The organism is Flavobacterium dankookense (assembly GCF_004362665.1).
In the GTDB taxonomy this organism is placed as follows: domain Bacteria; phylum Bacteroidota; class Bacteroidia; order Flavobacteriales; family Flavobacteriaceae; genus Flavobacterium; species Flavobacterium dankookense.
Genome location: NZ_SNXR01000002.1, coordinates 38,752 through 65,540 on the forward strand (window position 1 = coordinate 38,752; position 26,789 = coordinate 65,540).

Consider the following 26,789-nt stretch of genomic DNA (forward strand, 5'->3'; position numbering starts at 1 on the left):
GTATTTATTGTTAGGTTTTATTCTCTCGAAAAGGATGAAATTCTTATCGTTTTTTTGGGATAACAAATATGTGAATAAAATTTATTAAAAAAAAAGAAAATCGTATTGATTTTTTAAAAATATTGTCGTAAAGAACATTAATTGAATGTAAAACACTGTAAATAAAGTAGGATGTTAGAATCAAAAGTTGATGTAAGAGTTCGATACTCAGAAACGGATCAAATGGGAGTCGTTTATCATGGAAATTATGTGCCTTATTTTGAGATTGGTAGGGTTGAATGGCTTAGAAACAAAGGGATTTCATATAAAGAGCTAGAAGAAAGTGGCATTGCATTGCCCATAGTTTCTATGCATTTAAATTACAAAAAACCAGCACGTTATGATGACTTACTTACAGTCATAACTAAATTCAAATCGCAGAGTTCTGTAAAGGTGGAATTTGATTGCGAAATTCGTAGTGAAAATGATGAGTTATTAACAACTGCGCATTTTATACTTGTTTTTGTGGACATAAATTCAGGAAAACCTATTGCTCCGCCAAAGCATATTTTGGAAGTGATGAAGAGTTAATATTTTTTTATCTCAACCTCAAACAAATTAGCAAAAATGTCGAAAATCATTTCGGCATTTTTTTTTCGTGTTGCGATGACAATTTTACAACTTTCATTCATTTCTTGGGAGATAATTTCGAGATTTTTTAATTATTCTCATTATGTAATTTATCAATCAAGTTGAAAATTTCATTATCTAATTTAAAGTCAAATTTTCTAGCAAACAGTTTTGTTTCATCCTGAGATGTTAACTCTTCAAAATCTGAACTCACGAATGTGACTGGTAACATACAATCTTTTCTTTCCCAATTAACATAAGTTACCATAGACTTTGTTTTTATTGAAACATCACTTCTTTTTAAATGATTTATAACAGTTTGGAAGTATACCTCATCTGGTAAAATGGAATATTCAAAGTATTCTAATAATTCATTATTTTGTCTCGAAAATTCGTATATTTTTTTTGCTGTTACAGTTGATATTGACCACCATTGACCACCTGCCATTAGGGTTAAGTTTTTTGGAATTGCTCTTTTTTTTGTGAGATTTTTGAAAAATGCTTTATAGAAAGTGAAGTTTTTAAGATTTAGAAAAATTTTTACAATTATTTTTATACTATTCAAATCTAATATTTCTTTTGAAAAAAGTGGTGGTACTAAAATGTAGTTTCCTTTTTTATTTGAAAAATCATATTTATAGAATAAAACTCTTTTTTTCCATTCTTTTGGAAAAACTTCCTTTATTGGTGAAATGTCTATAAAATCAAATTCTTTGTTTGTACTAAAAAAATGATTTATGTACTCATTGTTTTTTAATGGATAATCTTGTCCACTCAATAAAATTAGATGACCGTCATTTTCAGAATTTTCCAAAATTTCTCCAATAGCATTAAGTGTTGCTTTTACTATACCGATTCCGCCCCAAGTTCCGATTTCACGTTTAGTAATGAATTTTACATTTGAATAAGTAGAAAATTTACTTATAAAAACTGAAATATCCGATGTTTTGTCAACATGTATAAAAAAAGAAGAATATTTATCATTCAATTTATTAACTAATCGTACAAGTTGGTCAGGATTATTATGAACAAGAATAATATAATTTTTATGCATTACTGTTAATCTTTAATTTCTATCCCAACCTCAAATAAATTACTAAAAATGTCGAAAATCATTTCGGCATTTTTTTTTCGGGTTGCGATGACAATTTTACAACTTTCATTCATTTCTTGGGAAACAATTTCTAGATTTTTTTCTTTGATGACTCGCATTACTTTATTCATGTTTTTATAATCGAATGAAATTTCAAATGATACATCAATCGTTTTTTCTATGATTTGAGATTCTTCCAAAGCCATTTGTGCTGCTGTTCGATAAGCCGAAATTAATCCGCCAACGCCCAGTTTTACACCACCAAAAAAACGAACAACCACTACCAAAACATTGGTTATACCAAATGACTGAATTTGTCCATAAATCGGCATTCCTGCTGAGTTGCTCGGTTCACCATCATCATTGGCTCGATATTGAATTTTGTCGGTTCCAAGTTGGAAAGCATAACAAAAATGAACTGCTCCATGATGTTGTTTTCTTAAACTATCTAAATGATTTTTGATTTCTTCCTCAGAAGTTACTGGAAAAGCATAACCATAAAACTTGCTGTTTTTTTCTTTAAAAAGAATCTCTTCCGAACGTTTTTCAATCGTTTTATAAGTATCATTCATTTTTTTGAGCTATCAATTTTTTTGATTGATAGAAATACTTATTTATAGTGGAAGATGTTTTTGTTCAAATAAATCAACTACATCTTCTTTGCCAACTTGCAAATTCCAAACGTATAATCCCAAGTTTTCCGCCATGTCTGTATTGATTTTTTTATCATCTACAAATAATGTTCTTTTTGGTGATAAATCATGTTTGTTCAAAATAGTTGTGAAAATTTCGGGTTGTGGTTTTCGCATTCCCATTTCATAAGAATAATACACTTTTTCAAAACAGCGATAAAAATCAGAATAGAAAGACATGCCAACCTTGTGTTCAAAACGACTAATGTGAATAGAATCCGTGTTTGTTAGTAAAAATAAACGATAACGGGAAGAAAGCATCTGTAAAAACTCCAATCGGTATAATGGAAAATCTCCAATAAGTGAATTCCATGCTTTTACAATTTCTTCCACACTTGCATTCGGGATAAATTTCTGGAAACTTTCGATAAACTGAAGTTCGGTTATCTTACCTTTTTCAAATAAATCATTTTGCGCCAATAATTCTTCATTTGGTCCATCAAGTCCAAGTTTTTTAAACTCTTCAATAGATTTCTCTTTTTCTAAATTGATGAAAACATCACCAAAATCAAAAATTATAGCGTTAATCATGATTGTAAAATAGTTTTAATTGGTCGTTTTGAATTTTGCTTTCCTGATAATTTCCATTTATTTCGGGCGATTTTACACCTTCTTTTAAACAGATTTGACTTTTAAAAACTCTTGCTTCGTCCCAAAGATTTGCTTTGATAAAAGTTTCCAAAGTCATTTTTCCTCCTTCAACAATAACCGATTGAATGTTGTTTTTATACAAAATAGAACAAATTTTTTCGGCAAGTTGATTCTCAAAGATAACATTTTCATATATACAATTTTCATCTGATGGCATATTTTCTTGTTCAGTTATGAAAATTGTTTTGGTTTTTTTGTCTTTAACGGAAAAAGAACTATCAATTTTTCCGATTCTATCAATAATAATTCGAATAGGGTTTTTTCTGTTCCAATCTCGAACATCGAGTTTTGGATTATCATCAAGAACGGTTTTGGTTCCAACCAAAATAGCTTGTTCTTCGCTACGCCATTTATGAACTAACTGTCTCGAAAATTCATTAGACAACCAAACAGGTTCTTTTTTTTCACGATGCAATGGTGCAATAAAACCATCGGCACTTTCTGCCCATTTTAATATAATATAAGGACGTTTTTTGTTGTGAAAAGTAAAAAAGCGTTTGTTCAATTCGTTGCATTCGTTTTCAAGAACACCAACAGTGACATTCGCTTCATTTTCTAGTAATCGTTTGATACCATTTCCAGCTACTTTTTCGTTAGGATCAATGGTTCCAATCACGACATTCGGAATTTTATGTTTGATAATTAAATCACAACACGGTGGCGTTTTTCCAAAATGACTACAAGGTTCAAGCGATACATAAATAGTAGATTTTGATAAAAGCGATTGGTCTTTTACTGAATTTATAGCGTGAACTTCCGCATGTGCTTCGCCTGATTTTTGGTGCCAACCTTCGCCGATAATCGTTCCGTTATGGACAATTACGCTACCAACCAACGGATTAGGATAAGTAGTTCCAAAACCGTTTTTTGCTAATTCAATACAGCGTTTTATGTAAATTTCATGTATCTTCACGTCACAAAAATAACACTTTACTTTTAGAATGTGTAGTATAATAATTCGACCAATACAACCTGACGACAATGCCCAAATTGCTGCAGTAATTAGACAAGTCTTTATCGATGACGATTTTCCAAAAACTGGAACTGCTTTTGCTGATGTTCAATTGGATTTCATGTTTGAAACGTATAATAAATCAAAAGCAATTTATTTTGTAGTTGAAACCGAAGGCAAAATTATTGGCGGCGCAGGAATTAGTCAGTTGGAAAATTCTAATGAAAATATATGCGAACTCCAAAAAATGTATTTTCTACAAGAAGCTCGAGGCAAAGGAATTGGCTTCAAATTGATTGAAAAATGTTTGAAAAAAGCAATTGAATTTGGCTATTCCAGTTGCTATCTCGAAACTTTACCTGAAATGAAAGCGGCTCAAAACTTGTATAACAAATTTGGTTTTGAATACCTTTGTTCGCCCTTGGGAAATACTGGTCATTCGACTTGTCCAGTTTGGATGTTGAAGGAATTGACAATTGATAATGAATAATTAATAATGCTACTTAAAAATTATAAAACCATTTTTCTTCAAGCGCTTTCTTCTTTATATGATGAAAAGGAAATTGAGAGTTTTTTTTTTCTCACCTTAGAAAAATTACATCAAAAAAAGCGAATTAACTTAGCGTTACAACCTGATTTAACAATGGATGAAGTGCAGTTAACTCAATGGGAAACTGTTTTAGCGGAATTAAAAACCTACAAACCGATACAATATATTTTAGGCGAAACAGAGTTTTACGGTTTGCCATTTTTAGTGAATGAAAACGTATTAATTCCTCGACCAGAAACGGAAGAATTGGTGGAATTGATTGTTAGTAATGAGATAAAAGGGAAAAGAGAAAAGAGAAAAGTAAAAATTCTAGATATTGGAACGGGTTCGGGTTGTATTCCTATTTCGTTGAAAAAGAATTTGCCTTCGGCGGAAGTTTTTGCTATTGATGTTTCTGTAAACGCTTTGGAAGTTGCTCAAAAAAATGCTGAAATTAATGGAGTAGAAGTAACTTTTGTAAAAGCAGATATTTTGCAAGTTGATGATTTAACAAAACTTATAACTTGCAACTCGCAACTCGCAACCTCACTTGATATTATCGTTTCCAATCCGCCGTATGTTCGGAATTTGGAAAAAGCAGAAATCAATCCAAATGTTCTAGAATATGAGCCGCATTTGGCTTTGTTTGTAGAAGATAACGATGCTTTACTTTTTTATCGAAAAATTACCGAATTAGCCAAAAAGCATTTAGCTGAAAACGGAAAATTGTATTTCGAAATCAATCAATATCTCGGCAAAGAAACGGTAGCTTTGGTTGAAAGTTATGGTTTTAAAAACGTTCAGTTACGTAAAGATATTTATGGAAACGACCGAATGATTTCGGCAGATTATTCATAACGTAATGCTTCAATCGGGTCTAATTTCGAAGCTTTAATGGCTGGATATGAACCAGAAACAACAGCTACAATAAAGGTTGTAATTACAGCAGCCATAATAGCTAACCAAGGAATTACAAAACTAAAATCAATAGCAATAGCAATTAAATATCCTGTTAGAATTCCTAAGATAATGCCAACTAATCCACCAAGTTGACCGATAATTAGTGTTTCTACAAAAAACTGAAAAGCAATAGTTCCACGTTTGGCACCAAGTGCTTTTCTAACGCCAATTTCGCGTGTTCTTTCGGTTACAGAAACTAACATTATATTCATTAAAGCGATGGATGAACCGAAAATTGTGATAATACCAATTATCCATGCAGAAATATTCAAAACACCAGTCATTTCCGCAATACGGTTGATTAAATCGTCGCTTCTTGATGTGCCAAAATTATTTTCTTCGACAGGATTTAACTTTCTAACTTTTCGCATTGTGATTAAAGCATTATCAATAGCTTCGTCTAGAATTTCTTTTTTTTGAACCATTGAACTAATGGTGTAATTAATGTTTGGTGCCGAAAACATGGAACGAGCTACTTGAATTGGAATTAACATTCGTAAATCTTGGCTGTTGCCAAAAGTGGAACCTTTTTCTTTTAAAACACCGATAACTCTGAATTTTGCACCTCGAACAGAAATGATTTTATCAATTGGATTAACATCTTTTAGCAAACCTTTTGTAGCAAAATCCGAACCAACAACACAGGAATAAGTGTTGTTTTGTATATCAAAATTATTGAAATTTCTACCGGTTGTTAACTCTAAACCTGAGTTGGGAACAAAATATTCATCAACGCCAATAACAGAAACTTCGGGATCTGTTTTTTCATTTTCAAACTTTACTTCAGCCTTTGAAGTTGCAGTAAACGACAAAGAGGTTTGAGTTAGCGGAAATTTATAATTTTCTTTAAAAGCTTTCGCTTCAGGATAGGAAATAATAGGGTTGATTTTTTCTATTTCATTGCCGCCACTTCTTCTCGAGGTGTAATCGTATTGATTAATGTTGAAAGTATTTGAACCCATTGAGGCAAAATTGCTCGAAAGTGTATTTTCTAAAGCGGAAACGACTGTTAAAATACCAACCAATGCCCAAATACCAAGGGCAATGATTAAAATAGTTAACACAGTTCTAAGTAGTTGCGTTCGGATGGAACTTCCTGCGATTTTTAAATTTTCTTTGAATAATCCTATCATGATGGTAATTTGACACTAAAATACATCATTTGTTACAAGTTTCTTCACATTGGTCTAGAAAATAGTTTTAAAAAATAAGATATTTGCAAAATAATTACGAATTAAAAATTACGAATTTGAAATAGTTAGTTATTTAAACGTAATCCTTAATTTTTAATCCTCAATTTTTAATTTAAAAAAATGGCACAAAAACCAAGTATTCCAAAAGGCACAAGAGATTTTTCACCCGTTGAGGTTTCCAAACGAAATTATATCGTTTCTATAATGCGAAATCATTTTGAGAATTTTGGTTATCAACCTATTGAAACACCAAGTTTTGAAAATTCCGAAACTTTGATGGGAAAATATGGTGAAGAAGGTGATCGTTTGATTTTTAAGATATTGAATAGTGGAGATTTTTTGGAAAAAGTTTCTGAAGAAGAATTAGTTGAAAAAAAATTAAAAAAGCTAACATCTAAAATCTCAGAAAAAGCACTTCGCTACGACTTAACTGTTCCTTTTGCGCGCTATGTTGTACAACATCAAAATGAAATTGAGTTTCCATTTAAACGCTATCAAATTCAACCCGTTTGGCGTGCTGATAGACCACAAAAAGGTCGTTTTAGAGAGTTTTATCAATGTGATGCTGATGTTGTTGGTTCCACATCGCTGTGGCAAGAAGTAGAGTTGGTCCAACTTTATGACAGTGTTTTTTCTGATTTAGGTTTGAATGGTGTTACGATTAAAATCAATAACAGAAAAATTTTAACTGGAATTGCCGAAGTTATTGGCGCTTCTGATAAATTAATTGATTTTACAGTTGCTTTAGATAAATTGGACAAAATAGGTGAGGAAGGCGTAAAAAAAGAAATGGTCGAAAAAGGAATCTTGGAAACGGCTATAGAAAAAGTGCAACCATTATTTAATTTCACTGGAAGTATCAACGAAAAATTAGAAAAATTATCGGAGTTGCTTTCGTCATCAGAAGAAGGGAAAAAAGGAATTGAAGAATTGCGATTTATTTGTGACAACGTTATTAAACTAGGATTGAAGAAAGCTATTTTGGATTTAGACGTTACATTGGCTCGTGGTTTGAATTATTATACTGGAGCTATTTTTGAAGTTGCTGCACCAGCAGGAGTTTCAATGGGTTCAATTGGTGGTGGCGGACGATATGATGATTTGACGGGCATTTTCGGGTTGAAGAACATGAGTGGCGTTGGAATTTCATTTGGATTGGATAGAATTTATTTAGTTTTGGAGGAGTTAGATTTATTTCCAGAAACGGTTACAAGTTCTACCAAAGTTTTGTTTTTGAATTTTGGCGAAAGCCAAGCTTTTGAAGCAATGAAAGCTATTACAACTTTGAGAAATAACAATATCAAAGCAGAAATGTATCCAGATGCAGCTAAAGATGAAAAGCAATTTAAACATGCACAAAGGCGAAATATTCCTTTTATTGTTAAAGGAATAAATAATAATTTGTTCACATTACGAAATATCATTTCAGGAGAACAAGTTGAAGTCACACTTGACGATTTGATAAAGAAGATACAATAAAAAAAACTCCACTAGCAATAGTGGAGTTTTTAGATTTGGGGTGTCAAAATTTATTTAAAAAACTACTTAATTAAAATTTTCTTACTGATACTACCATTTTCAGTATTTACTTTTACGATGTAAGCACCTGTACTGATAGTGTTTGTTGGTAATTCAATACTTGCTTGGTCAATGTTTTCAACATCCCAAGAAGTGATTTGTTGTCCTAACATATTGAATAGTATTACCGATTTTATTGTTGTTTCCATCAATTGATTTTTGATGTTGATAGTGCTGTTCGCTTGAGAATTGGTTACAGAAATACCTTTTTGTAAATCAACATCACCAACTGCAAGACTGCTTGTGTCAACAAAACGTAATGAGAATCTATTTTCATATGTTCCAGCTGGTAATGAAATTACAAATGGATTTTCTTTAATACTATTGTATGTATTTGTAACATTGTCATGGATGTAAATTTCAACATTTTCTTCAACGTTTTCTTTTTTGTCAATTCCAATTGTTGTATTTCCTGCAGCAGCAACTTTTACACCTAGAGGATAAATGTTGTTTATGTTAAAGTAACCATCACCAAGAATATTTAATTTGGCACTATTTTGCATGAAATACATATCGTTAGGTTTGTCATCTAAATGAGCAGCATCGTATCCTGGATCGATTTCACTAGTTGCTTTATCGTTCATAAATCCAATTAATACTTGTCTATAATAATTATTGCTTGATTTGAAACCTAATTTTATCTTCATGTATTGCTCATCTGCAAACGTATCTTCAGTATTATCAAAAAGAGGGTTTGCAGAGTTCATCATATTATTTTCTCTGAACAATGTATTAGATTGAACATTGCTTTCTTTTATAAAAAGACGTTGGTCATTTTGGAAAGTTAATGTTCCACCAGTTGTGTTACCAGCTACAAAGAAACCTTGTCCTACAGGGATAAATCTTCCAGGTTCTTTAGTGCTTGAACCTAAACCACTCACTATTGCAGGAGCAGAAGGTGCAGTACTTCCAGTAAGATTTCTTGTTGCATAACCACCTTGATACTGAATAGTATTATGAGAGGTATTTGTTGCATAATGTTCCCAGAAATATAATGTTCCTGTTATTGTTGATAAATTATCATTAATGAATTTGTCAGCGTCAATAGCAGATGGATATGGATTTCCTGCTAACATTAGGTTATTTGCTCCAACAGGTGTTGTTATAGTTCCGTTGTTTGGTTTTCCAACAAAAGTATAATTTTGATCAGGAGTACTTGCATTACTACCTTTTAGTGTGAAACCTTGTCCAGCTAATAAAGTGCCATTTTGACCAACTGATGACCAGTTGTAATAATTGTTTCCTACGTTTTGGAATTTGTAAATCCAATAGCTGCTCAAAGTGATTGGGCTTGTTGCAGAACTATTAGTGCCAGAAGTCCAATTTAAGTTTTGAATGCTATTTGGGTTTGTTCCATCTTTCATAACTCCAGCCACAGTATAACCATGATTGATTGTTGAATTGTTTATAGAACTAACAGGTGAAGACCAATAGTTATAGTTAAAACGATTAGATTGTCCTTGTTGGTCTCTTTCAATAGAACCCATACTTGTTACATCAAGCTCACTGTTTGTTGATTGTATTAATTGAGATTTTCCAACTAAGTCTATTTTTCCATCTAATTTTAAGTACCAATCATTTTGCAATTTATTATCATTAGTCATACTAACTGTTACACCATTGTCAACAAACATTCCCATATTAGTATGATTTGCTGTTTCTGTTATGTCATGTTGAACTCTTATTATTGAATAATCATAGTCAATAACGTCCATTCCACGTACATCGTTAGTTGTATCATTAACAGCTGTTGCCAATGTTCCAGTTGCTCTTGTTACGAAAGGCATCGGAGCTTGTTGATAGTTAATTACTTTATTATTGTAAATTTTCATACCTGAAGCAACATCAATTGCAGGAGTTGTTAAATCATCAACTATATCGTCTTTGTATGCATCCATTCTATAATATCTCAATAAATTTGCAAAAGGCAATGCTTCAATATCTCTAGGGACGATAGCACCTCTAACTTGAGAACTATTATTTTGAATTTCTTGATAAACCATTCTTTGAAGTTGAGTTGGAGATAGTGCAACATTAAATATTCTTACTTCATCAATTTTTCCTTTAAAGTATCTTATAGCCGATGATGGTTGTTTTCCAATAGTTAAAGGATTAGTGTCAGCATTTAAAGAACCACTTATGTTTGTAGTCGCTACTTCACTTCCGTTTAAATAAAGTTTTAAAGTACTGCCATTATAGATTGCTGCAACATGATACCATCTTGATGTACTTAGTGGAGTTGCATAAGTAAGTGTAGTTCCATTTAAAATAGCTTGAAGTTGTCTTCCACCACTAACTCTAATCAAGAAATTACCTTGCCCAACAACTACTCCAACAGCATTGTATCCTGGAGCCAAATCAATCCATGACATTAATGAAGCATTCGCTAATCCACTAAGAACACCTGTAGCTTCACCATAATCATTACGTCCATCAAATTCTAGAAACAATTTTCTGTCTAAATTTCTTGGTGAGCCTTTTATAGTATTATTGGTATCAAAAGCATCCATTATTCCATCTCTGTCATTATCACTTACACCATCTATTTTTCCATCATTGTTTGTGTCATAACTTGCGTATAGTGATGTAGTAATGTCAAAAGTTCCGTTGTTATCAGAGTCTAATTCTCTATAATTTGCTATTCCATCATTATCAGTGTCTTGGGTGTAATCTCTATTGATAGTTCCAAAAGCAGTTGAGTTATCGTATAAATCTAATAAACCATCTCTATCAGTGTCTAATAAATCTCCTGTTCCATCACCATTGATATCTCCATCACCATTCAATAGATTTGCTTCATCAACATCAAATAAAGTATCATTATCACTATCTAGGTCTAAATAATCAGGTCTGAAATCTCCATCTGTATTTATCATTACATATGTTCCTGCTGAAATCATACTATCAATGTAATCGTTCATTCCATTTCCATTAGCATCCATCCAAGTAGCAGGGCTTGACATGTCCATTGTTGATTTTTTGTTGCTATATGCTTTAAATCCAGCTTCTTCAATATCTGGAATTCCATCATTTTCGTCATCTACATCAGTTACATCAGTTACGCCATCACCGTCAGTATCAACACAATTTTGATTAATTACAATTTGAACATCATCAATAAAATTTCCAACAGAAGCACTTCCTGAACCAGTATAACCTGCTTGGAATGTCATTACAATTTGAGTTTGACCAACAGGAATTGTATATACTCCTGAATAAGTTCCCCATGCTGATGTTCCATCTACCATTGTTGCAATTGGTGTTGATGCAATTGCATTTGTTAAACTTGAACCAAATTTAACAAAAGCTTGATCTACACCACCACGACCTCTGTGTTTTATTGACCAGTTTATAGTTCCGCCAGCTCCGTTTAAACAAAATGTTTGATATAAAATACCAGGAATATTAGCATTTAGTTCAGCAAATTGATTTCCTGCTGCTGCTGGAACTCCATTAAAACCTGAACTCCATATTTCAATAAAATTTTCTGCACTTGTTTGCCATCCTGTAACACTAGATGTAGGTAGGATTGCAAAACTACCTGCAGCAATAGTTGGGTTTTCGAAACTTCCATTTTGAAATGGGTCACTTAAACAAGTACTACATTCAATAACATCAGTTATACCATCATTGTCATCATCAGTGTCGACATTATTTGTTATTCCATCACCATCAGTGTCAATATCACCAAAACCATTGATGAAAAAAACATAAGGATTTTCATTGGCATCATCATTGTTCACTGTAATGATAGCATTTCGTTGACCATTAGATGTAGTCGAAAATAAGACCGTAAATGATGTATTTCCTCCAGCTGGAATTGAAAGAACAGAAGGATTTGATGTTACTGTAAAATCAGCAGCATTTATTCCTGAAATTACAGGGTTTGAAATATTTAAAGGTGTTGTTCCTGAGTTTTGAATTACAAATGTTCTTGAAGAAGTTCCTGATGGTAACAAGATGTTACCAAATGCCGTACCATCTGTTGATGAAGGTGTTGTGTCGCCGTTTACAATTGTTTCTCCTAGTCCGGTAACATTTATTTCTACATTTGCACCATAACCTTGAATAGTAAAAGTGTATGGGTTTTCATTAAAATCATTGTTATTTATAGTAACTATTGCTGTTTTAGTTCCTGTTGTTGTTGGATTGAAAGTAATCGTAAATGTTCTAAAATCGCCACCTATTATTCCAGTTGAAGCTGGATTAGCTGTAACAGTAAAATCACTTGCATTTACTCCAGAAATTGTTGGATTTGATATTGTTAACCCAGTTGTTGCTGTGTTTAGAATTCTAAAAGTTCTGGCTACTGTCCCAACATTGATGTCAGTTTGTCCAAAGTCTGTCCAATCTGTTACGCTAGGAGTATTATCACCATTAACAATTGTCACACTATTTCCTTGTACATCTATCTCTCTATCTGTTCCTGTTCCTGAAATGGTATAATTAAAAGGGTTTTCATCACTGTCATTTGTGTTGAATGTTATAAACGCAACTCTAGTTCCTGTTGCACTTGGATTGAAAGTTACTGTAAAAGTTGTACTACTTCCTGCCGCAATACTTAAAACTGTTGGATTTGCTGTAACAGTAAAATCACTTGCATTTGTACCATTAATAACAGGATTTGAAATTATAAGAGGAGTTGTTCCAGTGTTATTAATAGTATAAGTAACAGCTACTGTTCCTAAATTTAAGTCAGTTGATCCAAAATCAGTAGCATTTGTTGTTGAAGTTGTTGTACCTCCATCAACAATGTTATTTGAGTTTCCTGTAACATTTATTTCAGCACTTGTACCATTCCCGCTAATGTTGAATACATATGGGTTTTCATCGGCATCATTATTCGTTATAGTAATTGTTGCATTTCTTACACCGATAGCCGATGGATTGAATACAACTGTAAAAGTTCTATTATTTCCTGCGTTAATTGAAGTTGAAGTTGGGTTAACTGTTACCGTAAAATCTCCAGCATGAGTTCCTGATATAGTCGGATTAGTAATTGTTAAAGGAGTTGTTCCATTATTTCTAATAGTAAAAACTCTAGAAACTGTTCCACTTGCTATATCGGTATCGCCAAAGTCTGTCCAATCAATTGTTGTTGGGGTAGTATCGTTGTTTGTTATTGAAGTAGAATTACCTTCAAGATCAATTTCTGGATTTAAAGTTGTTCCTCTAATATTAAAATTATAGGTAGCTTCATTACTATCGTTGCTGATAACGTTTATTGTAGCATTCATATTCGCACCAACAGTTGTAGCATTATATCTTATAACCATATTTGTTGATGATCCTGGAGTAATAGTTGCACTTGGAGGTGTTGTGATGGTAAACTCAGCAGGATTAGTACCAGTTATAGAATATGAACTGATATTTAGATTTGATGTTCCAATGTTTTGAATGGTAAAAGTTTTAGAAACAGTAACTCCAATATAAGTAGTTCCATATTCAGTATTGTTAGTAGTTGCATAAGTAGTACTTCCATCCAATATATCATTTCCATTTGATTGAATATTGATTTCAGGGCTTGCAGTGAAACTATTAGCTGTAACATTAAATGAATAAGTTCCTTCATTTGAGTCATTATTTGATATTGATATTATCGCATTTTTTGGTCCAGTAGATGTTGGACTAAAAGTAACTGTTAATGTTGCTGTTCCACCTGCTGGAATTGTTGATGCTGATGAACTAACTGAAAATTCTCCTGAATTATCATAAACAGACCAAATTGATAGTGGAAAACCACCAGTATTTTGAATAGTAAATGTTTTTACAATACTTCCTGAGCCATATACAATACTACCAAAATCAGTATTATCAGCCGTTGAATAGGCAGTAGATCCTGTTAAAATAGTAATTCCATTTCCTTCTACATTAATTTCTTGTGCTGTAACCATTGCACTTACATTGAATGAATATGTTCCTTCATCTGCATCATTATTAGATAATGAGATAGTTGCAGTTCTTGTTCCCGTTCCAGTTGGATTAAAAACTACTGTAAGCGTTGCTGTTCCTCCAGGGGTTACTGTACTTGGACTGTAACTAATAGTGTAATCAGTAAGCGATGACCAAGCTGATGATAAAGTTAAATTACTTGTTCCTAAATTTTGGATTGTGTATGTTCTAGTTCCAGCAGAAGTTCCAAAATCAGTATTAATACTGTTTGAAATTAAAGTTGAACCATTTGGGATATCAGTTGCAGGACTTCCACCTTGAATGTTTATTTCTTGTTCAGTACCAATTCCTTCAACGGCAAAGCCATAAGTAGGTTCGTCACTATCACTATTTGACAAATAGGCAATTCCTGTTCTGGTTCCAGCATTTGTAGGATTGAATGTTACTGTTAATGTAGCAGTTCCACCAGGTACAATCGTTCCTGATGAAATTGATGCTGAAAAATCTCCACTGTTAGTATACACTGAACTTATGGTTAAATCTGCAGTACCAATATTTTGTACTGTGTAAGTTCTATTTACAGATCCTGAGTTTATATCTGTGCTACCAAAATCGGTATTTATTGTTGATGAAATAGTTGTGCTTCCAGAGGCAATGTTATTTCCATTTCCTTGTAAATTTATTTCTGGAGAACCAATACCACGAATAATAACATTATCAATATAATAAAACTCTCCAGAGTCAAGCCCAAAAGATCTTACTCTAACTCTTATGCTATTGTTACCTGCAGGAACATTGAATGTATATGGATTTGATGATTGACCTGGAGTTGCATCACCAGTTCCAAATGCTAAATTTTGTCCACCACTACCAGTGTTTCCGTCAACAAGTTTAACAGTTGTTGGATAACTTCCTCCATTGTCATATGAAAAATCAATAAATAAATCTTCACTATCATCAACTCCTGTTGCTGCAAATGCAATAGAAACCTGTACACTTGTGTAACCTGAAATATCAACATTTTCAAAAACTACATTTCTATCACCATTAGCGAATCTAAGCGATCTTGTTCCACTCATAGCAGTTGTTGTGGATGTAGTAACATTTGTCGCAGAAGAAACGGTGTAACTTAGATTGTCGGCTGTTGCGCTTTCAAATCCTTGACTTTCTATTGTTGTTTGAGAAAAACTCAACATCGAGAACAATAGGAGTAAAAATATAAACCTGTTTTTTTCTAATTTAAGTAATGCTTTTTTCATAACCTTTGGGTTTAGTTATTCTTGTATTTAATTTTGACAATCCAAAAGTATAGGAGAAAATTAAATTATCGATAAAAAGCATAAAATAATCGATGAAATACATATTTTGTACTATATAAAAAAGTAATAACTTACAAATTATTTATTTGTAATCATTTTGTTTTATGCTTTTAAAGTAATTTTCAACTCACATTTTAAATTGTGTCAGGTGATTTACGTAATAAATACAATTGAGGATTTATTACATAATAAATTATTAATTAAGCCAAAAGTGAAAGATGTATGAAGAAGAAATCTATATCTAATTATCATTAGATTTGAATTTTTTTAAGCATAAAAAAACCCTACTATATAAATAGTAGGGTTTGTAGTAGCGAGAGGGAGATTTGAACTCCCGACCTCAGGGTTATGAATCCTGCGCTCTAACCGACTGAGCTACCTCGCCATTAATGGGCATTCCCTGAATGCGGGTGCAAATATAAAATTATTATACTTGGTTGCAAACTAATATCAACTATTTTTTTTATTTTTTAAAAACGTTTTTTTTTTGATATTATATTCTATATATTTCGAAAAAATTTCTGCATTATGGAAAGCAAAATTAGATACGAGCTAGAGTTTCCAATAAATTCATCACCTCAATTATTATATCAATATATTTCTACACCTTCTGGACTTCAGGAATGGTTTGCGGATAACGTAAATTCAAGAGGTGAGTTTTTCACTTTTATTTGGAATGACAGTGAGGAAAATGCGCGACTTGCTTCAAAAAAATCAGGTGAAAAAGTAAAATTTAAATGGATTGACGAAGACAAAAAAGACACAGAGTTTTATTTTGAATTAAGAATTCTTGAAGATGAGATAACAAAAGATGTTTCGTTAATGGTAATTGATTTTGCTTTTGAAGACGAACTCGCTGAGTCAAAATTATTGTGGGAAAATCAAATTTCTGATTTGAAACATGTTATAGGTTCTAATTAATTCTTATTAATAAAGTATATTTGTCCCAACTCGTTCTATCATCGAGTTGGTTTTTTTTATGATAAATTTTAACGGAATTCTGCAACAAGTTACTAATCAAATAACAACCTCTAATCGTTCTTTTCTATACGGAGATGGAATTTTTGAGACTATTAAAGTAGTTGACGGAAAAATACTTTTTCTTGAAGATCATTATTTTAGATTAATGGCTTCGATGCGAATTGTTAGGATGAAAATTCCAATTAACTTCACGATGGAATTTTTTGAAAGTCAAATTTTATTGTTAACTGAAACACTTGCTATCAGCGTTTCTGCTCGTGTTAGAGTTACTGTTTTTAGAAATGATGGAGGTTTATATTTACCTAAGGAAAATTCGGTTTCATATATAATTGAAGGAAGTGAATTAACTTCTAAAGAATATAAAATTAGTACTTCAAACTATGAAGTTGATCTTTTTAAAGATAGTTATATTAGCAAACAATTGCTTTCAACTCTCAAAACTACGAGTAAAATTCTAAATGTTACAGCTAGTATATTCGCAAAGGAAAATGATTTAGATTCTTGTATACTGCTTAATGATGATAAAAATGTTGTAGAAGCTATCTCTGGAAATTTATTTATGTTAATGGGAAATAAACTAATCACACCACCTATATCAGATGGTTGTTTGAATGGGATAATGAGAAAGCAAGTTCTAAAATTAATTAACCAATTTCCCGATATTCAATTAGAAGAAAGTACGATTTCACCATTTGATTTACAAAAAGCAGACGAATTATTCATCACTAATGTTATAATTGGAATTCAACCAATATCGAAATATCGCAAAAAAGAATACAAAAGTGATTTATCACAAAAGCTATTGGATAAAATAAACGAGACAATTTTTAATTAATTCAAGATTGGATTTTCTGGTGCATTAGACCAAATAAGATATTCGCCACCTAGTTCAATGATTTTTTCTTTCCAAAAATCATTTCCAGCTTTTCCTAAAATTTTATTGCCATAAGCATTCTTGAGTAAAATCCATGAGTTGGCTTGCATTTCATCTTCAAGTTGTCTTTGATCCCAGCCTGAATAACCAAGAAAAAAGCGAATGTTTTTTTTCTTAATAACGCCGTTGTTGATTAATGTTTTGGTAGTTTCAAAATCACCACCCCAAAAAATACCGTTTGAAATTTCTATACTATTCGGAATTAAATCTGGGATTGTATGAATAAAATAAAGATTATCTTGTTCAACTGGTCCACCGTTATAAATTTTGAAGTTGGAGTCTATATCTGGAAGTAAATCTTTGATTTTATATTTTAGCGGTTTGTTGATTATAAAGCCAACAGAACCTTCATCGTTGTGATCGGCTAATAATATTACAGAACGATTAAATGACAAGTCACCAATTATTGATGGCTCAGCAATCAAAAGGCATCCTTTTTTTAATTTTTCTGAAATCATTTTCATTAAATTTTATTAAAACTAATAAAAACTATTTAAAATTCCTAAATTTTTGTTGTAAAAAATAAAAAACCACATCTTACGATGTGGTTTTAATATTTTAAAGTAGAACTATTTATTAGTTAACTGCTCCGTCTAATTCAGCACCAGCTTTGAATTTTACTACATTTTTAGCAGCAATCTTGATAGTTTTACCTGTTTGTGGATTTCTTCCATCTCTTGCAGCTCTTTTTGATACTGACCATGATCCAAAACCTACTAAAGAAATTCTTCCTCCTTTTTTCAAAGTTCCGCTTACATTTCCTAAAAATGATTCTAAAGCTAATTTTGCAGCAGCTTTCGTGATACCAGCATCAGCTGCAATTGCATCGATTAATTCTGATTTGTTCATAATAATAGTTATTAATTGTTGGTTAAACATTATGTTATAGATAACAAATTTAGTAGGAATAGCATATCACGCAAGCGATTTGAGTTTTTTTTGAGGTTTTTGTTGATAACTTAATTCTTTTGTTGATAAACCGTGGTTGTTCGTCGATTTTTTTATGTAAAAATCTATTCAAAGCCTTATTTTACTAGTGCTGTTTCAGAAAAACTACTTCCATTTAAGACATCTGATGCTAACATTTTTTTCTTTCCTGGAAATTGTAAACTTAAAATTTTAATAAAACCATCTTCTATCGCAACCATAATTTCTTTTTTGGTCGTAATTAACGTGCCACTTTTTTTATCATGCTTTTCTTTGATAAATGCAGCATCAAAGATTTTTACATTCCATTCTTCGTTATTATCTTCAAAAAAACACCACGCACATGGATAAGGAGAAAGTCCACGGATGAGGTTATGAATTTCTTTTCCACTTTTTGTCCAATCGATTTTACAGTTTTCTTTATTTAATTTATAAGCTGTTTTTATTTCTGCAGTTTCTGTTTGGATAGTTGTTTTTACATTACCTTTTTCTATTAGTTTCAATGTTTCAATAACGGTTTTACTCCCTAAATGCATCAGTTTATCGTGCAATTCTCCTGCGGTTTCATTTTCTGAAATTTTTATTTCATTGGATAAAATCATCGCGCCTGTATCGATTTTATCATCAATGAAGAAGGTTGTAACACCAGTTTTGGTTTCTCCATTGATAATTGCCCAATTGATTGGTGCTGCGCCTCGATAATTTGGTAATAAAGAAGCGTGAAGATTAAATGTGCCAATTTTTGGCATTCGCCATACTACTTCTGGTAGCATTCTAAAGGCAACCACTACTTGAAGATTGGCGTTTAGTTCTTTTAATTCGGCTAAAAATTGTTCGTCTTTTAAATTTGTTGGTTGTAATAAATGCAAGTTATTTGCTAAAGCATATTCTTTAACAGCAGAGTATTTTACTTTTTGTCCACGTCCAGCAGGTTTGTCTGCAGCGGTAATGACACCAACAATTTCATAATTGTTTTTTACAATTGTATCTAGAATACCAACAGCAAAGTCGGGTGTTCCCATAAAAACAATTCGTAACTTTTCCATATTTATTTTTTTATTGCGTATAAATTGTTGGGTTGGATGATAATCTCATCGTTTTCCAATAAATTTTGAAGTGCAAAGATAACATCGTCTTTTGGAAACCTAGTTAACTTTTGAATATCTCTTGCATTGAATTCTTGCATTTTTAATAACTCAATGATTTTGTTAGGTAAGGTTGAGCTATCTTTTTTGATATTCTTTTTTTGAATACAATACGAACAAATACCACAATCTTTTGAAGCTATTTCGCCAAAATAACTTAATAGCAATTTGTTTTTGCAAACGTTTTTAGTTTTTACATAATCCAAAACCGATTTGAGTTGTTCGATTTTTAAATTGTTTTGGGCTTCTAAATGTTTTGTAACTCGATTGATGGTCTTGTCGTCTTCTCGAACTTCGTTAAAAATTATTGAAGTGTCATTTTTTTTGGCAAGAAGTTCAATGATGTTTTTTTCTTTCAACTTGGTTAACAAAGCACTTACTTTAATTTCTGACGTGTTGGATTTTTTTGCCACTAATTGAGTGTTGAAAGACGTTTGCATATCATAAATCCCAGGATAAGTTCTTAAAATAGTTAGTACTATTTCCTCATCACTTGGGTTTAAACTCATATAGCGAATGACTTCTTTGGAAGAAATTATAAATTGCATCGTTATTTTTTCTGAAAACTCTTGCGAGATGGAAATAATTCCTTGGTTGTCTAAAAATTGTAATGCATTATAAGTTTTTAAAGTTGGCAAATTATAATGTGTGCAAAATTGGTTGAGATTAAAGCTAAATTTTTCGTCAATTCCTTCACCATAACCAATTCTAAAGAAGTTGCAGAGTTTTACAAACACTAGATTTAAAAACGCTTTATCGGGCAAAATACTCAAAAACTGCGACTCGGCATGTGCTATATCGGTTGGATTTGCTAAAAGAACGGCAAAGGCTTTTTCTTCATTTCGTCCTGCGCGACCAGCTTCTTGATAATAATTTTCAAGATTGCTTGGCAAATGCAAATGGATGATTGTTTTTACATTGGCTTTGTCTATTCCCATCCCAAAAGCATTGGTTGCAACCATAATTTGAACTTTTTCTTCCATCCAAAGTTTCATGTGGTTTTCTTTATCCCTGGGTAATAATCCACCGTGATAGTAGGTTGCTTTGAAACCAAGACTTTCGAGTTGCGACACAGTATCCGTACATGATTTTCTATTGGTTACATATATAATGGAAGGTTCTGGGTTTTTTCGAAGGATTTGTTCTGCCAAATGGAATTTGTCTTCTACTTCAAAAACCATGTAGCTGAGGTTTTCTCTCGAAAATGATTTTGAAAAAAATGCGGCATCACTAATTGCTAATTGGTTTAGTATGTCTTTTTGAACTCGAGCTGTTGCTGTTGCTGTTAAAGCCAAGAAAGGAACTTTTGGGAAATACTCTTTTAACTTATTAATCTTCAAATAAGCTGGGCGAAAATCATGTCCCCAATGCGAAATACAGTGTGCTTCGTCTATCGCAATTAGATTGATGGGTAAGTTTTTGATTCGCTCAACAATCCAATCGTTTTGTAATCGTTCTGGAGAAAGATAGAGGAATTTGTAGTTGCCAAATTGGCAATTGTCTAGTAAATCGATGATATCATTTTCACTAATTCCACCAGTTAAGGCAATGGCTTTTATACCTTTATTTTGCAAGTTTTGTACTTGGTCTTTCATTAAGGCAATCAATGGCGAAATGACCAAACACAGTCCTTCGTTTATCATTGCTGGAACTTGGAAACAAATGGATTTTCCACCGCCAGTTGGCATCAATGCGAGTGTGTCTTTGCCTTCTAGAACGGAATTGATTACTTCCTCTTGAAGTGATCTAAAAGAGTCGTGTTTCCAATATTGTTTTAGAATTTCTAAAGCTTTTGACATTTTTACGATTGTCGGTTGTCCAAAACTACTTATTTTATTTTAGACTAGAGAAAAAAGATAATAGACATATAGATAATGGATGCAATTACTATCTTCTTTTTTATGATAATTGGTTTAAGATAAATTGGATGCGTTCTTCTACTGTTCCTGTTGGCACTTCTATCAATTCGTAGTTGTAGTTTTGGTAGGTTTCCTTTAAATGGTCGAATAGGAGTGTGGCTTGTTCAAAGTTTTCGTAGCGCGCTTCGTCACTTTCGTAGATTTCTTCCCATGGTGGAAGGACAAATATTTTTGAGTATTTATGTTCATGACATGCTTGGTCAAAAAATGCCGGATAACTATCGCCGATGTAATGCATGTAAGCTAAAATATCGGGTATTCCGCGGTCTAAGAAAACTATTTCGGCTTGGTCTTGAAGTGCACTTTGGTATTGTTTTCTTCTTCCTTCGAGAAGGAGTTCGCTAAAGAGTAACGGTTTTTCTAGAAATAGTTGTTCGATGCCTTGTTTCTTAGCTTCAAGGGTAATTTGGCGTGAAATTTCGGGGAAACACGAGTAGCCTTGTTCGATTAATCCATCGATGATTGTGGTTTTGCCCGTTCCTGGACCGCCAGTGATTACAACTAATTCTTTTTCCAAGGGTTTTAAAAAATAAGCCGCAAATTTATTGAAAGTATTTAGAATAGCGAAAGTGTTTTGGGATTTATTTGGATTTCTTTTTGGATTATTTTTTTGTAGAATATTTAACAATATGTTTGTTTGGCTGACAATTTTGTGTCAAATACAAATACTTTATTTGAATTACTTTATAGACTTAACCTAATTTATAGATGTAATAGTTTTTTAAAATTCAAATAGTTACTCTTTTAGCCCTGATGGAAGTGGAAATCCTGTCATTGCGATTTTGAATTGTGAGATGTTACTGCTTTCTTCCTCGCAATGACAGATTGTAACGAACAGCAGGAATATGGAAAGCAAGAAAGCGATAAAGTTTCGCTTCAAAAGAAATTCAAAACAACTTTTATTTTTTATCTGTAATTAAATGTAGACTCTTGTAAGTGTGCTAAAAAAACAACACAATGAAAGAAAGTGATAATTTTACTTTCCTCAACAAACGTTATGAAAAATATAAAAAAATAGAGTTGGGAGCTAAATTGAATTAATTTTACACGTTTAATTTTTAAAATTCAAAACCAATTTTAACCAATTTCATGGAAGAGAAAAAACCAGACAACGTAGTTTATTCTGAAAAAGAAGGATACAATTCAAGTTTTCTACCTTATGCAACCAATGTTGGTGCGCCAGTTATTAAAACTGATGATGTTGTTGCCTGGAAAAATAGAGGTATTCACGCTGTTAATAAAGAATTTGAAAATAAGTTTAGTGAGCTTAAGTTGGAATACAAAAAATTAATGGAGGAATATAAATGGAATGAGTTGGTTTATAATGCTAAATTTTCATTTGAACCTGTGATTGGCGAGACGTATCATATGTATTTAGGTGATGATGGAAGAGAGTTTCTTTCACTTATATCACCAACGGAATGGAACAAACAATTTATTGGTACATTCAAACTCAATAGTGATAAAAAATGGATGGTTATTGATACATCTAGTGCGGAATTTTATTAATGTTTTTAGTAAATCAAATTTTCAAAATCTCTTCCTTTTATTTTGCTGAACAATAACTTTTACTTGAAAGTTCAGCAAATACTTTACTTCAAAACAAATTCAAAACAACTTCTGTTTATAATCTAAAATCAATACTGTATATTTGCTTTTATTTTTTAATTGGATGGATAAGAAGACAGAGGAATTTTATATCAGACTGCGTGAAGAGTTGAACAATACATCAACTTGGCCTAACGAATACTTATACAAATTTATTGTGCCGACGGATGCTAAGAAAATTGAGGAAGTGGAAAATGCTTTTGACAATCTTGGCGCTGTTATTCAAACAACGCAATCTAAAACAGGGAAATACACAAGTATTTCTATCAACGTGATGATGGAAAACCCGGATAGTGTGGTTGAAAAATACATCGAAGTTTCTACAATTGAAGGCATAATATCATTATAAAATGTTAGAAAAATATATCAAAGAAAATGCCAATGAAGTGGTGCATCATCTTGAATATAATGCGGAACGTCCGCATTTAATTATTCCAGAATATGGCCGTCATTTGCAAAAACTGATTGATCAAGCTACTGAAATTGCAGACAAAGAAGAACGCAACAAAGCAGCTAAATACATCATTCAAGTAATGGGAAGTTTGAATCCTCACTTGAGAGATGTTCCCGATTTTCAGCACAAACTGTGGGATCAACTTTTTATTATGTCGGATTTTAAGTTGGAAGTAGATTCACCTTATCCTGTGCCAACTCGCGATGTAATTAATCTAAAGCCAGAACGATTAGCTTATCCTCAAAAAAACCCAAAATACCGTTTTTATGGTAACAATATTAAGTACATGATTAATGTAGCTAATAGTTGGGAAGAAGGCGAAATGAAAAGTGCGTTGGTGAAAGTAATTGCCAATCACATGAAAAAATCGTACTTGAGTTGGAACAAAGATACTGTTACTGATGTGGTGATTTTTGAGCATTTATTCGAACTGTCTGATGGTAAATTGAACTTGTTGCAAAGTAGCGAAGAGTTACTAACGACTACTGATTTAATGCGAACAAACAAAAAGATGTCGAATAAAACGATGCCTCAAAACCTTAAGATTAAAAACAATAAAATAGGTAAAAAACCTTTTGTAAAAAACAATAATAACAATACAAAACCTTAATTTGTATACTGTATAATGTAAAATTGTAAATCGATACAACATTATACACTATACAATTATACATTATACAGAAAAGAAATGGGAACATTTAAAATAGAAGGCGGAATTAGACTAAAAGGAGATGTAACACCACAAGGCGCAAAAAACGAAGCGTTGCAAGTTTTATGTCCAGCTTTATTAACCTCAGAAAAAGTTAGAGTAACTAATATTCCCGATATTATTGATGTCAATAAATTAATTACGCTACTAGGAAATCTAGGAGTAAAAATTCAGAAAAATGGTCCTGGCGATTATACGTTCCAAGCCGATGAGGTAAATGTTGATTATCTAAAAACAGACGCTTTCAAAAAAGAAGGCGGAAGTCTTCGTGGTTCGATTATGATTGTTGGTCCACTATTGGCTCGTTTTGGTTGTGGTTATATTCCAAAACCAGGTGGTGATAAAATTGGCCGTCGTAGATTAGATACACACTTCGAAGGTTTTATCAATCTTGGTGCAAAATTCCGTTATGAAAGAGAAGACCATTTTTATGGAGTAGAAATTGATGGACGATTGAAAGGTGCTTATATGTTATTGGACGAAGCATCAGTTACTGGAACAGCAAACATTGTTATGGCGGCAGTTTTAGCCGAAGGAACAACTACAATTTATAACGCTGCTTGCGAACCCTATTTGCAACAGTTGTGTAAAATGTTGAACTCTATGGGTGCAAAAATCACCGGAGTTGGTTCAAACTTATTGACCATAGAAGGAGTAGAAAGTCTTGGCGGATGCGAACACCGAATTCTTCCTGATATGATTGAAATTGGTTCGTGGATTGGTCTTGCGGCGATGACAAGAAGTGAAATAACTATTAAAAATGTTTCTTGGGATAACTTAGGTGTTATTCCAAGTGTGTTTAGAAAATTAGGAATTACACTTGAACGTCGTGGCGATGATATTTATATTCCAACACACGAAAACTATGAAGTAAAAACAGATATTGACGGTTCTATTCTTACTATCGCTGATGCGCCTTGGCCAGGATTTACACCCGATTTGTTGAGCATTGTTCTCGTTACTGCAACGCAAGCTAATGGAGATGTGTTAATTCACCAAAAAATGTTTGAAAGCCGTCTGTTCTTTGTGGATAAATTAATTGATATGGGTGCCAAAATTATGTTGTGTGATCCACACAGAGCTGTAGTTATGGGACACAATTTTAAATCACAATTGAAAGCAACCGTAATGAGTTCACCAGATATCAGAGCAGGAATTTCATTATTGATTGCGGCGCTTTCTGCAAAAGGAACGTCAACTATTCAAAATATTGAACAAATTGATAGAGGTTACGAACGAATTGACGAACGATTGAGAGCTTTAGGAGCAAACATCGTTAGAGTATAAATAAATGCGATTTACAGCCTTTTGCCTCCTTTTTTTGTTGCTTTCTTCTTGTAAAACAACCTTCAGGAGAATTGATGTTAATTCAATTTCTGAGACTGAAAAACAGAAGGTTTACAATTTTGGTAAACGAATTGTAGAAACTTGTAAAACGCGACAATTTATTCAATTAACTCAAAGAGAAGTAACTAAAAGTCTTTCGGAACTTTCACTTGCAGAAATGCAACATGCTTGTGATGTATTAGACAAAAGAAACGGAAAATTTATCGACATGAAACTGATTGAAGTTATTGACGATACTTTTACAAGAGGTTCAAAAATATATCGCTATAAAGCAAATTTTGAAAGAAATGATTTTGTAAACGAAGTTCGAATTTGGTTGAATACTGACGGAAAGTTTGCCGGAATTATTTGGAAAGAATGGAAAGACGATTACATACCTCATAAATAATCTAATCCCAATTTACTACTGTAGATTGGGATTTTTAATTACACAAATGGAAACTTATATCATTATATTTCTTTGCATTGCGTCTTTCTTCGCCGGATTTGTAGATGCTATTGTTGGCGGTGGCGGTTTAATTCAAACACCTGTAACGATGATATTGTTGCCACAATTGCCTGTGGCGAATGTTATTGGTTCTCTAAAAATTCCAGCCTTTAGCGGAACAAGTTTTGCCGCTTTTCAATACTTAAAAAAGGTAACAATGAACTGGAAGTTATTAGCATTGATGGCTATTGTTGCCTTTGGTTCCGCATTTTTTGGTTCGTATTTGTTGACCAAAGTGAGTAACGATTTTATGAAACCATTGCTCTTAGTGGTTTTGATTGGAATAGCCATTTATACGTTTGCCAAAAAGAACTTTGGACAACATCAAGAAAAAGATTTTAGTCAAAACAAACAACTATTTCTAGCCATTGCCATTAGTATAGTTATTGGTTTCTATGATGGATTTATTGGTCCTGGAACAGGAAGTTTTTTAGTCTTGGCATTTGTAACCGTTTTGGGTTTTGATTTTCTTCATGCTTCGGCTAATGCCAAAATGGTTAATCTTGCTACTAATTTTGGTTCGATTTGTCTTTTTGTTATCAAAGGAAAAATAATTTGGGCAATCGCTATTCCGATGGCTTTTTGCAATGCACTTGGTGGTTTTATCGGTGCAAAATTAGCAATAAAAAAAGGCAATACATTCATTAGAAAGTTTTTCCTTTTTGTAGTAATCCTAACGTTAATCCGTTTCGGATATGATGTGTTTTTTTAAAACAGTAAGAAATTAAGATTTCAGATATATACATCCTGAGCGTGTGGTATAGTAAAACAGTTTGTAGATATATATGTCCTGAGCGCGTAGTATAGCAA

The 26,789-nt window shown here is 32.4% G+C and carries 24 protein-coding genes and 1 tRNA gene; 12 read left to right on the forward strand and 13 right to left on the reverse strand.

Annotated elements, in window-relative coordinates:
* The first annotated feature begins 171 nt into the window (after positions 1-171).
* Complete coding sequence (locus BC748_RS00650) at positions 172-570, forward strand: acyl-CoA thioesterase (protein ID WP_133531533.1); 399 nt, start codon at positions 172-174, stop codon at positions 568-570.
* Between the two features lie 127 nt (positions 571-697).
* On the opposite strand, the gene BC748_RS00655 is transcribed toward BC748_RS00650, so the two are convergent.
* From BC748_RS00655 to ribD, 4 genes are read right to left on the reverse strand one after another with little or no spacing between them, the layout of a single operon-like run.
* Positions 698-1,663 (reverse strand): beta-1,6-N-acetylglucosaminyltransferase, encoded by a 966-nt coding sequence (locus tag BC748_RS00655; RefSeq protein ID WP_133531534.1) that lies wholly within the window; start codon positions 1,661-1,663, stop codon positions 698-700.
* A gap of 5 nt (positions 1,664-1,668) precedes the next feature.
* Complete coding sequence (locus tag BC748_RS00660) at positions 1,669-2,274, reverse strand: IMPACT family protein (RefSeq protein WP_133531535.1); 606 nt, start codon at positions 2,272-2,274, stop codon at positions 1,669-1,671.
* Between the two features lie 42 nt (positions 2,275-2,316).
* Positions 2,317-2,925 carry an HAD family hydrolase gene (locus tag BC748_RS00665; protein ID WP_133531536.1) on the reverse strand — a complete coding sequence of 203 codons (609 nt, stop codon included), beginning with the start codon at positions 2,923-2,925 and terminating at the stop codon, positions 2,317-2,319.
* A complete protein-coding gene (gene ribD / locus BC748_RS00670) occupies positions 2,918-3,958 on the reverse strand; it encodes a bifunctional diaminohydroxyphosphoribosylaminopyrimidine deaminase/5-amino-6-(5-phosphoribosylamino)uracil reductase RibD (RefSeq protein WP_133531537.1) in 1,041 nt (346 codons plus the stop codon). Before ribD ends, BC748_RS00665 begins: the two co-directional genes overlap by 8 nt.
* 28 nt (positions 3,959-3,986) lie before the next feature.
* Between ribD and BC748_RS00675 the strand changes: the two genes are divergently transcribed.
* Positions 3,987-4,487: a GNAT family N-acetyltransferase gene (locus BC748_RS00675; RefSeq protein WP_133531538.1), complete on the forward strand. Its 501-nt coding sequence runs from the start codon at positions 3,987-3,989 to the stop codon at positions 4,485-4,487.
* 6 nt (positions 4,488-4,493) lie between these two features.
* Positions 4,494-5,384 carry a peptide chain release factor N(5)-glutamine methyltransferase gene (gene prmC / locus BC748_RS00680; protein WP_133531539.1) on the forward strand — a complete coding sequence of 297 codons (891 nt, stop codon included), beginning with the start codon at positions 4,494-4,496 and terminating at the stop codon, positions 5,382-5,384.
* Here the strand turns inward: prmC and BC748_RS00685 are convergent.
* On the reverse strand, positions 5,375-6,619 hold the full coding sequence (locus BC748_RS00685; RefSeq protein ID WP_133531540.1) for an ABC transporter permease: 1,245 nt from the start codon (positions 6,617-6,619) through the stop codon (positions 5,375-5,377). The two genes, prmC and BC748_RS00685, sit on opposite strands and share 10 nt — an antisense overlap.
* 180 nt (positions 6,620-6,799) lie before the next feature.
* Here BC748_RS00685 and hisS point away from each other — a divergent pair, with 180 nt between their 5' ends.
* Positions 6,800-8,158 (forward strand): histidine--tRNA ligase, encoded by a 1,359-nt coding sequence (gene hisS, locus BC748_RS00690; protein WP_133531541.1) that lies wholly within the window; start codon positions 6,800-6,802, stop codon positions 8,156-8,158.
* Positions 8,159-8,220: 62 nt separating this feature from the next.
* On the opposite strand, the gene BC748_RS00695 is transcribed toward hisS, so the two are convergent.
* The 3 genes from BC748_RS00695 to BC748_RS00700 all read right to left on the reverse strand — a co-directional run bounded on the left by BC748_RS00695 (position 8,221) and on the right by BC748_RS00700 (position 15,853).
* Positions 8,221-15,408 (reverse strand): choice-of-anchor D domain-containing protein, encoded by a 7,188-nt coding sequence (locus tag BC748_RS00695; protein ID WP_133531542.1) that lies wholly within the window; start codon positions 15,406-15,408, stop codon positions 8,221-8,223.
* Complete coding sequence (locus tag BC748_RS14325; RefSeq protein ID WP_281275060.1) at positions 15,389-15,511, reverse strand: hypothetical protein; 123 nt, start codon at positions 15,509-15,511, stop codon at positions 15,389-15,391. The genes BC748_RS00695 and BC748_RS14325 overlap by 20 nt, the downstream gene beginning before the upstream one ends.
* Before the next feature lie 268 nt (positions 15,512-15,779).
* Positions 15,780-15,853 (reverse strand) — tRNA-Met (locus BC748_RS00700).
* 143 nt (positions 15,854-15,996) lie between these two features.
* On the opposite strand from BC748_RS00700, the gene BC748_RS00705 reads away from it, so the two are divergent.
* Positions 15,997-16,389, forward strand: coding sequence for an START-like domain-containing protein (locus tag BC748_RS00705; RefSeq protein ID WP_133531543.1), 393 nt, complete (start codon positions 15,997-15,999; stop codon positions 16,387-16,389).
* Positions 16,390-16,447: 58 nt separating this feature from the next.
* Positions 16,448-17,284, forward strand: coding sequence for an aminotransferase class IV (locus tag BC748_RS00710; RefSeq protein ID WP_133531544.1), 837 nt, complete (start codon positions 16,448-16,450; stop codon positions 17,282-17,284).
* On the opposite strand, the gene BC748_RS00715 is transcribed toward BC748_RS00710, so the two are convergent.
* The 5 genes from BC748_RS00715 to BC748_RS00735 form a co-directional block, all read right to left on the reverse strand.
* Complete coding sequence (locus BC748_RS00715; protein WP_133531545.1) at positions 17,281-17,841, reverse strand: YqgE/AlgH family protein; 561 nt, start codon at positions 17,839-17,841, stop codon at positions 17,281-17,283. The two genes, BC748_RS00710 and BC748_RS00715, sit on opposite strands and share 4 nt — an antisense overlap.
* A 118-nt stretch (positions 17,842-17,959) precedes the next feature.
* Positions 17,960-18,232: an HU family DNA-binding protein gene (locus BC748_RS00720; RefSeq protein WP_133531546.1), complete on the reverse strand. Its 273-nt coding sequence runs from the start codon at positions 18,230-18,232 to the stop codon at positions 17,960-17,962.
* Between the two features lie 176 nt (positions 18,233-18,408).
* Entirely contained in the window at positions 18,409-19,356 is a 948-nt protein-coding gene (fmt, locus tag BC748_RS00725; RefSeq protein WP_133531547.1) for a methionyl-tRNA formyltransferase, read from the reverse strand.
* A 2-nt stretch (positions 19,357-19,358) separates the two neighbouring features.
* Positions 19,359-21,254: a RecQ family ATP-dependent DNA helicase gene (locus tag BC748_RS00730; RefSeq protein ID WP_133531548.1), complete on the reverse strand. Its 1,896-nt coding sequence runs from the start codon at positions 21,252-21,254 to the stop codon at positions 19,359-19,361.
* A gap of 100 nt (positions 21,255-21,354) precedes the next feature.
* Positions 21,355-21,891 carry an AAA family ATPase gene (locus BC748_RS00735; RefSeq protein WP_133531572.1) on the reverse strand — a complete coding sequence of 179 codons (537 nt, stop codon included), beginning with the start codon at positions 21,889-21,891 and terminating at the stop codon, positions 21,355-21,357.
* Between the two features lie 572 nt (positions 21,892-22,463).
* Between BC748_RS00735 and BC748_RS00740 the strand changes: the two genes are divergently transcribed.
* The 6 genes from BC748_RS00740 (at position 22,464) to BC748_RS00765 (ending at position 26,691) form a co-directional block, all read left to right on the forward strand.
* Positions 22,464-22,883, forward strand: coding sequence for a DUF2452 domain-containing protein (locus tag BC748_RS00740; RefSeq protein ID WP_133531549.1), 420 nt, complete (start codon positions 22,464-22,466; stop codon positions 22,881-22,883).
* A 163-nt stretch (positions 22,884-23,046) separates the two neighbouring features.
* Positions 23,047-23,331, forward strand: coding sequence for a DUF493 family protein (locus BC748_RS00745; protein WP_133531550.1), 285 nt, complete (start codon positions 23,047-23,049; stop codon positions 23,329-23,331).
* Between the two features lies 1 nt (position 23,332).
* Positions 23,333-24,046 (forward strand): DUF4290 domain-containing protein, encoded by a 714-nt coding sequence (locus tag BC748_RS00750; RefSeq protein WP_133531551.1) that lies wholly within the window; start codon positions 23,333-23,335, stop codon positions 24,044-24,046.
* Between the two features lie 78 nt (positions 24,047-24,124).
* Positions 24,125-25,432 carry a UDP-N-acetylglucosamine 1-carboxyvinyltransferase gene (gene murA / locus BC748_RS00755; RefSeq protein WP_133531552.1) on the forward strand — a complete coding sequence of 436 codons (1,308 nt, stop codon included), beginning with the start codon at positions 24,125-24,127 and terminating at the stop codon, positions 25,430-25,432.
* A gap of 4 nt (positions 25,433-25,436) precedes the next feature.
* Complete coding sequence (locus tag BC748_RS00760; RefSeq protein ID WP_133531553.1) at positions 25,437-25,880, forward strand: hypothetical protein; 444 nt, start codon at positions 25,437-25,439, stop codon at positions 25,878-25,880.
* Positions 25,881-25,926: 46 nt separating this feature from the next.
* On the forward strand, positions 25,927-26,691 hold the full coding sequence (locus BC748_RS00765) for a sulfite exporter TauE/SafE family protein (RefSeq protein ID WP_133531554.1): 765 nt from the start codon (positions 25,927-25,929) through the stop codon (positions 26,689-26,691).
* Positions 26,692-26,789 lie beyond the last annotated feature (98 nt).

What these genes read in the sequence shown, in the direction of transcription:
- BC748_RS00760 (WP_133531553.1), top strand. Translation starts at nt 25,437, where the DNA reads ATGCGATTTACAGCCTTTTGCCTCCTTTTTTTGTTGCTTTCTTCTTGT.
- BC748_RS00665 (WP_133531536.1), bottom strand. Translation starts at nt 2,925, where the DNA reads ATGATTAACGCTATAATTTTTGATTTTGGTGATGTTTTCATCAATTTA.
- BC748_RS00660 (WP_133531535.1), bottom strand. Translation starts at nt 2,274, where the DNA reads ATGAATGATACTTATAAAACGATTGAAAAACGTTCGGAAGAGATTCTT.
- BC748_RS00655 (WP_133531534.1), bottom strand. Translation starts at nt 1,663, where the DNA reads ATGCATAAAAATTATATTATTCTTGTTCATAATAATCCTGACCAACTT.
- murA (WP_133531552.1), top strand. Translation starts at nt 24,125, where the DNA reads ATGGGAACATTTAAAATAGAAGGCGGAATTAGACTAAAAGGAGATGTA.
- fmt (WP_133531547.1), bottom strand. Translation starts at nt 19,356, where the DNA reads ATGGAAAAGTTACGAATTGTTTTTATGGGAACACCCGACTTTGCTGTT.
- BC748_RS00650 (WP_133531533.1), top strand. Translation starts at nt 172, where the DNA reads ATGTTAGAATCAAAAGTTGATGTAAGAGTTCGATACTCAGAAACGGAT.
- prmC (WP_133531539.1), top strand. Translation starts at nt 4,494, where the DNA reads ATGCTACTTAAAAATTATAAAACCATTTTTCTTCAAGCGCTTTCTTCT.
- BC748_RS00715 (WP_133531545.1), bottom strand. Translation starts at nt 17,841, where the DNA reads ATGATTTCAGAAAAATTAAAAAAAGGATGCCTTTTGATTGCTGAGCCA.
- BC748_RS00720 (WP_133531546.1), bottom strand. Translation starts at nt 18,232, where the DNA reads ATGAACAAATCAGAATTAATCGATGCAATTGCAGCTGATGCTGGTATC.
- BC748_RS00765 (WP_133531554.1), top strand. Translation starts at nt 25,927, where the DNA reads ATGGAAACTTATATCATTATATTTCTTTGCATTGCGTCTTTCTTCGCC.
- BC748_RS00695 (WP_133531542.1), bottom strand. Translation starts at nt 15,408, where the DNA reads ATGAAAAAAGCATTACTTAAATTAGAAAAAAACAGGTTTATATTTTTA.
- hisS (WP_133531541.1), top strand. Translation starts at nt 6,800, where the DNA reads ATGGCACAAAAACCAAGTATTCCAAAAGGCACAAGAGATTTTTCACCC.
- BC748_RS00710 (WP_133531544.1), top strand. Translation starts at nt 16,448, where the DNA reads ATGATAAATTTTAACGGAATTCTGCAACAAGTTACTAATCAAATAACA.
- BC748_RS00740 (WP_133531549.1), top strand. Translation starts at nt 22,464, where the DNA reads ATGGAAGAGAAAAAACCAGACAACGTAGTTTATTCTGAAAAAGAAGGA.
- BC748_RS00745 (WP_133531550.1), top strand. Translation starts at nt 23,047, where the DNA reads ATGGATAAGAAGACAGAGGAATTTTATATCAGACTGCGTGAAGAGTTG.
- BC748_RS00730 (WP_133531548.1), bottom strand. Translation starts at nt 21,254, where the DNA reads ATGTCAAAAGCTTTAGAAATTCTAAAACAATATTGGAAACACGACTCT.
- BC748_RS00750 (WP_133531551.1), top strand. Translation starts at nt 23,333, where the DNA reads ATGTTAGAAAAATATATCAAAGAAAATGCCAATGAAGTGGTGCATCAT.
- BC748_RS00705 (WP_133531543.1), top strand. Translation starts at nt 15,997, where the DNA reads ATGGAAAGCAAAATTAGATACGAGCTAGAGTTTCCAATAAATTCATCA.
- BC748_RS00675 (WP_133531538.1), top strand. Translation starts at nt 3,987, where the DNA reads ATGTGTAGTATAATAATTCGACCAATACAACCTGACGACAATGCCCAA.
- BC748_RS00685 (WP_133531540.1), bottom strand. Translation starts at nt 6,619, where the DNA reads ATGATAGGATTATTCAAAGAAAATTTAAAAATCGCAGGAAGTTCCATC.
- BC748_RS14325 (WP_281275060.1), bottom strand. Translation starts at nt 15,511, where the DNA reads ATGTATTTCATCGATTATTTTATGCTTTTTATCGATAATTTAATTTTC.